The organism is Roseibium sp. AWQ4_290 (assembly GCF_056160985.1).
This window is the reverse complement of record NZ_JBSWYG010000042.1, coordinates 1-9,847: the sequence shown is the minus strand read 5'-3', so window position 1 is coordinate 9,847 and position 9,847 is coordinate 1. Positions and strand designations below refer to the sequence as shown.

10 protein-coding genes are annotated in these 9,847 nt (G+C 59.4%); all 10 read left to right on the top strand.

The features are described from left to right. Positions 1–211 precede the first annotated feature (211 nt). The 10 genes from ACXAH0_RS24925 (at position 212) to ACXAH0_RS24880 (ending at position 9,687) form a co-directional block, all read left to right on the top strand. Entirely contained in the window at positions 212–463 is a 252-nt protein-coding gene (locus tag ACXAH0_RS24925) for an acylphosphatase (RefSeq protein ID WP_475195966.1), read from the top strand. A 315-nt stretch (positions 464–778) separates the two neighbouring features. Beyond that, a complete protein-coding gene (locus ACXAH0_RS24920; RefSeq protein WP_475195963.1) occupies positions 779–1,435 on the top strand; it encodes a Rieske 2Fe-2S domain-containing protein in 657 nt (218 codons plus the stop codon). After that, positions 1,432–2,277, top strand: coding sequence for an aromatic ring-hydroxylating dioxygenase subunit alpha (locus tag ACXAH0_RS24915; RefSeq protein ID WP_475195960.1), 846 nt, complete (start codon positions 1,432–1,434; stop codon positions 2,275–2,277). Before ACXAH0_RS24920 ends, ACXAH0_RS24915 begins: the two co-directional genes overlap by 4 nt. Beyond that, the gene (locus tag ACXAH0_RS24910) at positions 2,274–2,912 is read left to right on the top strand and encodes a glutathione S-transferase family protein (RefSeq protein WP_475195958.1); all 639 of its coding nucleotides are present in this window, start codon (positions 2,274–2,276) and stop codon (positions 2,910–2,912) included. The genes ACXAH0_RS24915 and ACXAH0_RS24910 overlap by 4 nt, the downstream gene beginning before the upstream one ends. Positions 2,913–3,019: 107 nt before the next feature. After that, positions 3,020–4,117, top strand: a complete 1,098-nt coding sequence (locus tag ACXAH0_RS24905) for a BMP family ABC transporter substrate-binding protein (RefSeq protein ID WP_475195956.1) — start codon at positions 3,020–3,022, stop codon at positions 4,115–4,117. 3 nt (positions 4,118–4,120) lie between these two features. After that, positions 4,121–5,644: an ABC transporter ATP-binding protein gene (locus ACXAH0_RS24900; protein WP_475195954.1), complete on the top strand. Its 1,524-nt coding sequence runs from the start codon at positions 4,121–4,123 to the stop codon at positions 5,642–5,644. Continuing rightward, entirely contained in the window at positions 5,641–6,738 is a 1,098-nt protein-coding gene (locus ACXAH0_RS24895) for an ABC transporter permease (protein ID WP_475175401.1), read from the top strand. The genes ACXAH0_RS24900 and ACXAH0_RS24895 overlap by 4 nt, the downstream gene beginning before the upstream one ends. Beyond that, complete coding sequence (locus ACXAH0_RS24890; RefSeq protein ID WP_475195950.1) at positions 6,735–7,646, top strand: ABC transporter permease; 912 nt, start codon at positions 6,735–6,737, stop codon at positions 7,644–7,646. Before ACXAH0_RS24895 ends, ACXAH0_RS24890 begins: the two co-directional genes overlap by 4 nt. Positions 7,647–7,975: 329 nt before the next feature. Next, entirely contained in the window at positions 7,976–8,665 is a 690-nt protein-coding gene (locus ACXAH0_RS24885) for a hypothetical protein (RefSeq protein ID WP_475195948.1), read from the top strand. Between the two features lie 92 nt (positions 8,666–8,757). Continuing rightward, the gene (locus ACXAH0_RS24880; RefSeq protein ID WP_475195946.1) at positions 8,758–9,687 is read left to right on the top strand and encodes a class I SAM-dependent methyltransferase; all 930 of its coding nucleotides are present in this window, start codon (positions 8,758–8,760) and stop codon (positions 9,685–9,687) included. Positions 9,688–9,847 lie beyond the last annotated feature (160 nt).

Below are 9,847 nucleotides of genomic sequence, written 5' to 3'. Positions count from 1 at the left end.
CCTGACTGCTCCCTCACATTTTTGAGGAAGCTTCTGATCAAAATTATCAGGGGGTCACTTTTGCATGCCGATTACCCCAAGATGGGGGTCAATCTTGCATGCCGATCCACAACATGGCTTCCGGCATTTACTTTTCTACTCTTCCGGCCCACAACAGGTGGGACAGCTCTGAAGGAGCACATCATCAGGCAACAGACAGGACCAGATCCCAATGGGCCAGGAAACCATGGTTATCCGCGGAGATTTGAAGGGCACCAGTTTCGTCCCCTGGATCCGTCATCACGCACGCAAACTGGGGCTTGCCGAGACCATCCGCCATGCGGATGCGGACCGGATCGAGGTGGATTTGACCGGCCCTGCAGAACTGATCGACGCCATGGAAATGGGCTGCCTGCTAGGCCCGATTGACATCTGGGTCGAGACCATTCAACGCCAGTCCAACACGGCCGGCCGGGCGGCGTAGCAAGGCGGCGTGTAATTTTCTGACAGGCTGCCACGCCCGTCAAAACACCCGGAAGTTGCAGTTCTCAAATCCGTCCGCCTTCGCACAACATCCTATGCGCGCCCCGTAAACTCCGGCACATTGCTGCAGCGCACAGGCCGGACGGGCCAGCCGTCTTCCGAAACAACACTCCAGACGTGCACAAAATAAACTGCTTAGATTTTAGTCATGATTGCAAGTGAGACTTTTTTATGCATTCTAGGTGATAGAACCACCCTCTTGGCGCGCCCGCTCCAGAGCGGGATGAGAGGCTGAACGCGAACAGAAGTCCAGGCAATGTTTCCAAAGTCCGCTTGTGGCTGGGCCCCGGTGGCCCTTTCCAAAGACCTGCCTCCGGCAACGGTTATACCAGCCTTTTTGCCGGAGGGCCGCTTTGCCCTTTGGCGCAGTGCGTCTGGCGCCCTGTCCCTTTGCAATGACCGCTGCCCCCATCGCGGCATGCGCCTGTCCCATGGGTTTGTGCGCGGCGAAGCCTTGTCCTGTATCTACCATGGCTGGAGCTACGCCCAGAGCGGTGCCTGCCTGAAAATCCCGGCCCATCCGGAACTTGAGCCCCCGGCCGCCATCAAAGTGGACACCTATAGCGTGACAGAGGCGGACAGCGTGATCTGGGCTGCGGTGCAGGTGCAGGGCGCAGCCCCGCCCCGGTTTGAAGACTGGACGCCTTTGCGCAGCATGACTTTCGAGGCAGCGCCAGAGGACATTGCGGCCGCCAGCGAGGGCAGCCTTTTGCCGAGCGGCGCCGTGGAATGTGTCCTTGCCGGAACACAGGTTCTTTTACTCGCAACGCGCCTTCAAACCGGCCAAACACTCCTGCATGCGCTGACGGCGCGCGCGCTCGCCCCCTCCGCGAAGATTGCGGTTTCCCGCGCCCTGGAAGACCTGCGCCGCGCGGCCGAACCGCGCGCAAGCGGCAAGGAAGCTGCGGCATGAGCTTAAATCCGATGATCGATCAATGGTACCCGGTCGCGATCGCCACCGAGGTGACGCAGGACAGCCGGGAGACACTGCTGATGGGAACACCCATCACGGTGGCCGGATCAGAGACCGGCATACCGGCCGTGACAACCGCAGAGGGCCGCGTGCTGCCGGTCAGACTTCGGTTTGGCCATGTCTGGACGTCCCTTGGGGCCCCGGAAAAAGATTTGTTCGAGATTGAAGAAGCGGACCAGCCCGGCCGCCGCCTTGTGGATGTCGGGGTGGTCCGCGTGCGCTGCTCGCCCTTGCGGGCGGTCGAGAACTTTCTGGACATTGCCCATTTCCCGTTTGTCCATACCGACATTCTGGGCGCAGAACCTCATACGGAGGTTGAGGACTATACGGTCGAGATCCGGGAAGAGAGTGACGAGGTCTGGGCAACACAGGTGAAGTTCTTCCAGCCCCAGGCGGCCAAATCCGCCGAAGGCGGCATCACCACCGAATACATGTACCGGGTTCCTGCGCCCACCTGCTCCATCCTTTACAAGACCTGCCCGCCCCGGCCGGGAGAATGGGATGTGATCGCGCTGTTCGTCCAGCCGCTGACGGAAGAGCTGTGCGATGTCTGGCCCTGGATGGCTTTGTTTGACGATGACAGCGACCTGACAGATCTCATTCACTTCCAGCAGATGATCTTTCTGCAGGACCGTTCCATTCTGGAAAACCAGATCCCGAGCCGCCTGCCGCTTGATCCGGGCAAGGAAATCCCCACCCGCGCGGACCTGACCTCGGTCGCCTACCGCCGCTGGCTGAAACGGCACGGCTTCACCTATGGAGCACAGCTGGTCGCCCAATGAAGCTCTATGATTATATCCTCTCCCCCGACTGCTACACGGTCCGCCTGTTTGCCGCCCTCAGCCAGACAGAGCTTGCTCTGCGCCCGGTCGATTTTCATCCCGGCAAGGAACATCTCGGACCGGAGCTTTTGCGCCTGAACCCGGCAGGCAGCCTGCCGGTCCTGGAAGATGGGGACCTTGTGCTGAGTGAGCCCGCTGCGATGCTGGTCTATATTGCCGAAAAAGCGGCCGAAGACTGGCTCGGCCGGACGGCGCGAGACAGCGCCGCCCGGGTGCAGCAATGGCTGGGCTTTTCCAAGCGGCTGTCGGACAATCTCGGCGGCGCAAGGCTGTGCCAGATGCTGCTGTATCCAGGCGATGTCGCCGCCCTGCAATTGGCTGGCCGGACTGCCCTTAGGGAACTGGAAGCCGGTCTCGTGGAACAGGACCTGGGCGGGAATGGCTTTCTGGCCGGGCCAAACGCCACGATCGCCGACATTGCCTGCTTTGCCCATGTTGCCCTTGCCCCGGACGGCAATGTGGATCTGGAGCCCTACCCGGCCATCCGCCGGTGGCTGAGGGCCATTCGCAGCCTGCCCGGCTTTATTGAAATGCCGGGCATTCACCGGCTCCATGAACTCAAACCCGATCCTTGATGTTTTGAACCGCCGCCTGGCCCCGCTGGCCAGGCCAACGACCATCAAACTGCCAGAGCACAGAGCGCCCCGAACGGCGCCACACTAACCTGATGAGGGGACGAAATATGACTTTGAACGTAACACGACGGACATTGCTGAAAGGGGCCGCCATGACCGGCCTCGCCACGACCATCGGCGGGCGGGCTGCCCTGGCCGCAGAGCCCTTGGGCATCAGCCTGGTTATCCCGTCCCCGGTCGGGGATGTGGGCTGGGGCCACGCGCTGAAAATCGGCCTGGACCCGATCAAGGAAGCCTATGGCGACGCCGTCAAGATCACCGTTCTGGAGAACATACAGGAAGGTCCGGACGCGGACCGGATCATGAACAAGACCGTCGCCGACGGCAACAAGTTCCTGGTCGCAGGCTCCTTCGGCTACCAGAACGGCGCCTTGCAGCTGGCCCGCCGCCGCCCGGACATTTCCGTTCTTCACGCCTCCGGCTTCAAGGTGGCCCCGAACTTTTCCCCCTTCGCGGCACGCTACTACCAGGGCACGTATCTGATGGGCATGGCTGCAGCCGCTCTGTCCAAAACCGGCAAACTCGGCTCGGTGTCCGCCTTCGCCATTCCCGAACTGATCACCTCGTTGAACGCATTCGCCCTGGGCGCACAGGCGGTCAATCCGGATATCGAAGTCTCGATCGTCTGGGTGAATTCCTGGTTCGATCCGGCCCAGGAGCAGAATGCCGCCAAAGCCCTGATGGCGCAGGACTGCGACGTGATCTTCTCCAACGCCCAGGACACACCTTCGGTCATCTCGGCCTGTGAGGACGCCGGCGTTTATGTGTTCAACCTGAACTCCTCGATGAAAAAATACGCGCCGAAATCCTATCTCGGCTGTGTGGAAACCGACTGGTCCCCGTATTTCAAGGCCCAGGTTGACGCCCATCTCAACGGCACGTTCGAGGGCGCCAGCGCCTTCCTCGGGGTCGCAGATGACGTGGTCAAGACCATCGACTGGAACCCGGACATTCCCGCTGACACGATGGCCCGCATTCAGGAGACGGAAAAGAAGATCAGCAGCAGCAGCTTCTCACCCTTCACGGGACCGATCACCAAAGCCGATGGCAGCGTGGCGGTTCCAGATGGCAAGACCCTGGAAACGGCGGATATCGTTTCCATGGACTGGCACGTGAAGGGCATCACGACCCCGCTGCCGAAATAACCCATGAGCACCTCTCTCCTGTCTTTACGCGGGATTTCGAAGAGCTACGGACTGGTCCATGCCAACCAGGGTATCGACCTGGACGTGGCCCCCCAGTCCATCCATGCGATCCTGGGTGAAAACGGGGCAGGCAAGTCCACCCTGATGAAGCTGATCTATGGAGTGGAGGTGCCCGACAGCGGCGAGGTGCTTTGGAAAGACACCCCCTTGCGCCTGACCTCCCCGGCGATGGCAAGGCGCAGGGGCATCGGCATGGTGTTCCAGCATTTTTCCCTGTTTGAGACCCTGACCGTCGCCGAAAACGTGTCGCTGGTGGTCAAGGGCCGGAAAAAGGACCTGATTGCGCGCATCACCGCACTGGGGGACCAATTCGGCCTTGAAGTCGATCCCTTGGCCTATGTGCATGCGCTTTCTGTGGGCGAACGGCAACGGGTGGAAATCATCCGCTGCCTGATGGCCGATCCGGAGCTGCTGATCCTGGATGAACCCACTTCCGTGCTGCCACCGCAATCGGTTGACAAGCTCTTTGAAACGCTGCGGCGCTTGCGCGGCAGCGGTGTGTCCATTTTATTCATCTCCCACAAACTGGAAGAAATCCGGGCCATTTGCGACAAGGCCACCATTTTGCGCGGCGGTAAAGTGACCGGCCATGTTGATCCACGCGAACATTCCGCCCACGAACTTGCCCGGATGATGATTGGCCGGGAGATGCCGGAGCTCGACCCGCTGGCCGCGCGCGAGCAAGGTGAAAAGCGGCTCGAACTGATCGGCTTGTCACATCAAGGCGATGATCCCTTTGCCGTTCCTCTGGACAAGATTGACCTGAGCGTGCGGGCCGGACAGATCATCGGCATTGCAGGCATTTCCGGCAATGGCCAGAGCGAATTATCCGCGCTGATCTCCGGGGAAACCGTGCTGCCCGACCCATCTGCCGATGCCATTTTCATGATGGGCCGTCCCGTTGGCCATCTGGGCGCCAGCGCACGGCGCAAACTGGGCTTTGCCTTTGTACCTGAAGAGCGTCTGGGACGCGGCGCCGTGCCCGAGCTCTCCCTCACTCGCAACAGTCTTCTGACCGCCCATGCCCAGGGGCTTTCCCGGACGCTTCTGATCGACAAGAACAAAGCCCTGGCCTTCACCCGCAGCTGCATCTCCGATTTCAATGTGCGCACTCCGGGCCCGGAGGCCGAAGCCGGCTCCCTGTCCGGCGGCAACCTGCAGAAATTCATCATGGGCCGGGAGATCATGCTCGCACCGGATCTGCTGTTTGTCTCGCAGCCGACCTGGGGGGTGGATATCGGTGCGGCGGCGGACATTCGCCAAAGACTGATCGGCCTGCGCAATCAGGGCGTTGCCATCCTGGTCATATCCGAAGAGATCGAAGAATTGTTTGAACTATGCGACCAGATCCACGTGCTCACCGCAGGCCGCCTGAGCCCGCCCCTGCGCACGCAAGACATCCAGCCGGAAGATATCGGCCGCTACATGATCGGAGCAGCCGGTGCTGAAGAGGGCCAGCCCGCATGAGCCGCCCGGTCCTGCCTGTCCCCCGGCTGGTGCGCCGGGAGCATGCGTCCTTCAAGATGGTGGTGCTCGCACCCGTCATTGCCCTTCTGGCCGCCACGCTCGCCAATCTCGCGCTCTATCTGGCTCTGGGGAAGGACCCTGCCGCCGTCTTTTACGCCATGCTGCTGGAGCCCTTCGTCTCCTGGTATTCCTTCTCCGAGGTTCTTTTGAAAACCGCCCCGCTCCTGCTGATCGCGCAGGGCCTGGCCATAGGCTTCCGGGCCAAGGTTTTCAATATCGGCGCAGAAGGCCAGTTCATAATGGGGGCCGTGTTCGCGTCCACGATTCCGGTCTGGTATCCGGCTGCCACCGGCTTTTGGGTCTGGCCCCTGATGCTCTGCCTGGGGGCCCTTGGTGGCGCGCTCTGGGCCGGGATCACAGCCCTGTGGCGGGTGCGGTTCAACGCCAATGAAATTCTGGTGTCCCTGATGCTGAGCCTCGTCGCCGCCCAGGTGCTGAACTATCTGCTGCTCGGTCCCTGGAAAGACCCCCATGGGTTCAACTTTCCCCAAACGGTCATGTTTCAGTATGACGCCATGCTGCCGGTTCTCCTGCCCGGAACCCGGGTCAATATCAGCCTGATCCTGGCGGTGATCGCCTCGCTTGCCGCCTTTGTCTTCATGCAGCGTAGTCTGAAGGGCTACAAGCTGGAAGTGGGCGGTCTGGCGCCCCGCGCGGCGGCCTATGCCGGGTTTTCCCAAAGCGGCGCCATCTGGCTCTCACTCCTGATCGGCGGGCTGGCAGCAGGCCTTGCGGGCGCGGCGGAAGTGGCCGGCCCGCTGGGACAGCTGCAACGCTCCGTCTCCAGCGGTTACGGCTATGCGGCGATCATCGTGGCCTATCTCGGCGGGCTGCATCCGATCGGCATCATGGTCTCGTCTCTCGTGATGGCAGCCCTGTCGATTGGCGGAGACAACGCCATGGTGTCCGCCGATCTTCCAGTGGCCGCCGTCCGGGTGTTTCAGGGCAGTCTGCTCCTGGCCTACCTGATGACCTTCTGTTTTGCCCGCTACCGGCTTGAATGGGCACAGCCAGCTTTTGGGAGCCGGTCATGAACGCGGTTGAGTTCATTCTGGCAGGCATGCTGTCCGCCGCCATGCCGTTCCTGCTCGCCGCCCTTGGAGAGCTTGTAGCCGAGCGCTCGGGCGTTTTAAACCTCGGCGTGGAAGGCATGATGGCCTTGGGCGCCGCAATTGCCTTTATCGTCGTTTTCAGCGGCGGTGGCCATTTTGCCGCCTTTCTGGCGGCCGGAAGTGCAAGCATGCTGCTCTCCCTGATCTTTGCCTTTGTCACGCTGGGCTTGCGCGCCAACCAGGTGGCCGCAGGCCTTGCCATCGGCATTCTGGGCCAGGGCCTCTCAGCCCTCTTCGGCAAAACCTATGAAAGCATGACAGTCAGCGGCCTTCCCGCGCTCTCCGTACCCGGCCTGTCGGATCTTCCCGTGATCGGGGGTCTGTTTTCCCAGGATATCGTGGTCTGGATCTCCCTTGCCGGAACGCTTGCCATCGGACTTGGCTTCCGTTTTTCCAAAATCGGCCTTGTGTTGCGCGCGGTCGGCGAAAACCCGAAGGCCGCCCACTCCATCGGCTATTCCGTCCTGCGCATCCGGGTGCTGGCCGTTGCCTTTGGCGGCGTCATGGCCGGGTTTGCTGGTGCTTATGCCGCTGTGGTTGCCACGCCGCTCTGGGCCGATGGCATGATCGCGGGCCGGGGCTGGATCGCCATTGCCCTAGTCGTGTTCGGCACCTGGCTCACCGGGCGGATCTTTCTGGGCGCGTGCCTGTTCGGTGCCGTCTCCCTCAGCAGCCTGGCCGCCCAGGCCAGCGGCGTGGAACTGCCCTCCCAGCTTCTCTCCAGCCTGCCCTATCTGGTGACAATCGTCGTGCTTGGGTTCATCTCTGCCAACAAACGCCTCCTGAAACTCAACGGCGTCGCCTCCCTCGGCGAACCGTTTGACCGGTAGGAGGCGGAGACGATTAAACAAAGGCTTTAGGCGATTTCAGCCCGCGTGTTGCCTATGAGCCTATCCTGGTAGAAAGCTTAAGCAGCTCAGCCTCGATTTGACATGACCCTCTATCGTGATAACGAAAGACCCTGCCAGCTCTCAGTCGGACGAATGAAAACAGCGGCCCCAGCGCCGCCAAACCCAAGACCAATCAACTGTGCCTCATGTGACATGCCCACTTTGCCTTTTCGACCTCTCCCTTTCCCAGAACCGCACCATGCAGCAACTTTGACAAATAAGAACACCATTTATTCCCGCCTGCTCCTTCCTGAGATCGCGGACACACCATGACCAGCAACGCATTGATCTCCAATACAGTTCAAACGATCTCTGTCGTGGGCAACGGGCCCATTTCGCAGATAGATGCGATGGAAATCGACAAGGCGGATGTCATTCTGCGTTTCAATGGCGCAAGATCCTGTGGCGCAGCTGGACAGCGTGTGGACATCCTCCTGCTGAACCGCGCAAGGGTCTATACAAGCCGGCGCATCAACCCGATTGCTCTTCACCGTGCGAAAGAAGTCTGGGTCAACGACATCAGAGAAAACGGTGAAGTCGACTGGTTATTCGAAAAGGAATGTACCCCGCATTACATCGGCCACGGCCCTATTTCAAAGGCGCGTGAGCGCCTGGAAACATATGATCCGTGGTTGAAGAGCAATCCGACAACGGGCGCGTCGATCTTGGCGGAACTGCTCGAAAGTTACCCGGATATTGAAATTCATCTCTTTGGTTTTTCCCACCAGGGCAAACAACACACCCATGACTGGGACGCCGAACGCAAGTGGGTGCATGACCTAACGGTTCGAGGCCTTATCCAGAACCATCGCTCTTCCGGGGCGCAGGCCCGGCGCAGTTTTTCCGGCCACCTGAAATTTTTTGCACGCTTGCTCGAAAAAAGAGCCAAATACCATTTGTACAACAGGGTGCTAAATTCTAAAAGCAGCGTGAAAAAGAGAATTTTCGGCAGGGCCTGATAACTTCACCTGGCTCTCGAAACAAACGTGTTGACGCAAAAGATTTTGTTAAACAACATGACGCTCAAAACAGGGAGAATATTGGTAGAGGCATGATATTTGATTTTAACAACAACAACCATAAATTCATGGGTGTATTTGACGAGTTTCCTGAAATCGAAAGTCATGACTTTCGCTTCACCAAGTGCACATGCGGAAGTAAGAGCTCGTTTGTTGTATCAACAGTGTCCCGCCACCGAAACTTTCTGCCAATTGTCGCCTGCTCTGACTGCGGAACGCTGCGGGCCAACCCCTATTTTACAAAAGAAACCGCAGCCCACTACTACGGCCAGATTTATGGCAAGGTAAAGCGGGATGGCGTCACGCCGGACCGGCTGTTCGCCCGGCAAAGAAAAGCCTCTCTTGCCCCCTTTCTGAGCAAGAACGAAGAAGACTTTACCAGTGTCCTCGATTTTGGCGGCGGGGCCGGTGGTAAGACGTTCGACCTGATTGCACGGGGAAAACAACTTGCGTTGCATGAAGTCGAAGGGAAATACAGCCAGTATGCCCATGATCAGGGAATTTTGCGGCACGATCCATCGCAGCGCTATGATCTGGTCGTCGTATCACATGTGATCGAGCACATGATCGATCCGGTATCGGAAATAACCAGCCTCATCAAAACCTGTTGCCGTAAAGACGGATTGCTGCTGATCGCAACGCCCATCATAGACCGCCAACGGGCACGGCAATGGCTCCGCCATTTCCACATTTCTCATAAATACTATTTCACCCACGACGCCCTCATTGGCCTGATGGCCAGTCTGGGATGCGAACTGCTCAGGCAGAATGGAAGGGATACCTATCTGTTCAGGGTCGGCCAAAAGGTGAATTCCGATTTCGTCTCGGCCAGTTATGCGGAAGGTGCACGTAAAACTAGGGCGCTGTTCGAAGCCGACACAAGACCGTCCCTCAAGGGCCTCTGGCAATATCTCACCCAATGGAAACCAAAAGCCTACGACCAAAGCAACCCCGCGCCCTGAACAAGGTGACGCAAAGCCAGCCTTCTGATGCAAGCAGAAAGGCCTGCACTTCATACATAGCGTAATTCCGGCGGCCACTCTCCTGAGCCTATGATGCGGGGTCGTAGCACACGCCCCAAGAGGCATAAAAGGAGAGTGACCATGTCAGAGTATGTTGGAT

Coding starts and splice junctions, on each gene's coding strand:
- ACXAH0_RS24905 (WP_475195956.1), top strand. CDS start 3,020: ATGACTTTGAACGTAACACGACGGACATTGCTGAAAGGGGCCGCCATG.
- ACXAH0_RS24910 (WP_475195958.1), top strand. CDS start 2,274: ATGAAGCTCTATGATTATATCCTCTCCCCCGACTGCTACACGGTCCGC.
- ACXAH0_RS24890 (WP_475195950.1), top strand. CDS start 6,735: ATGAACGCGGTTGAGTTCATTCTGGCAGGCATGCTGTCCGCCGCCATG.
- ACXAH0_RS24920 (WP_475195963.1), top strand. CDS start 779: ATGTTTCCAAAGTCCGCTTGTGGCTGGGCCCCGGTGGCCCTTTCCAAA.
- ACXAH0_RS24885 (WP_475195948.1), top strand. CDS start 7,976: ATGACCAGCAACGCATTGATCTCCAATACAGTTCAAACGATCTCTGTC.
- ACXAH0_RS24900 (WP_475195954.1), top strand. CDS start 4,121: ATGAGCACCTCTCTCCTGTCTTTACGCGGGATTTCGAAGAGCTACGGA.
- ACXAH0_RS24915 (WP_475195960.1), top strand. CDS start 1,432: ATGAGCTTAAATCCGATGATCGATCAATGGTACCCGGTCGCGATCGCC.
- ACXAH0_RS24895 (WP_475175401.1), top strand. CDS start 5,641: ATGAGCCGCCCGGTCCTGCCTGTCCCCCGGCTGGTGCGCCGGGAGCAT.
- ACXAH0_RS24880 (WP_475195946.1), top strand. CDS start 8,758: ATGATATTTGATTTTAACAACAACAACCATAAATTCATGGGTGTATTT.
- ACXAH0_RS24925 (WP_475195966.1), top strand. CDS start 212: ATGGGCCAGGAAACCATGGTTATCCGCGGAGATTTGAAGGGCACCAGT.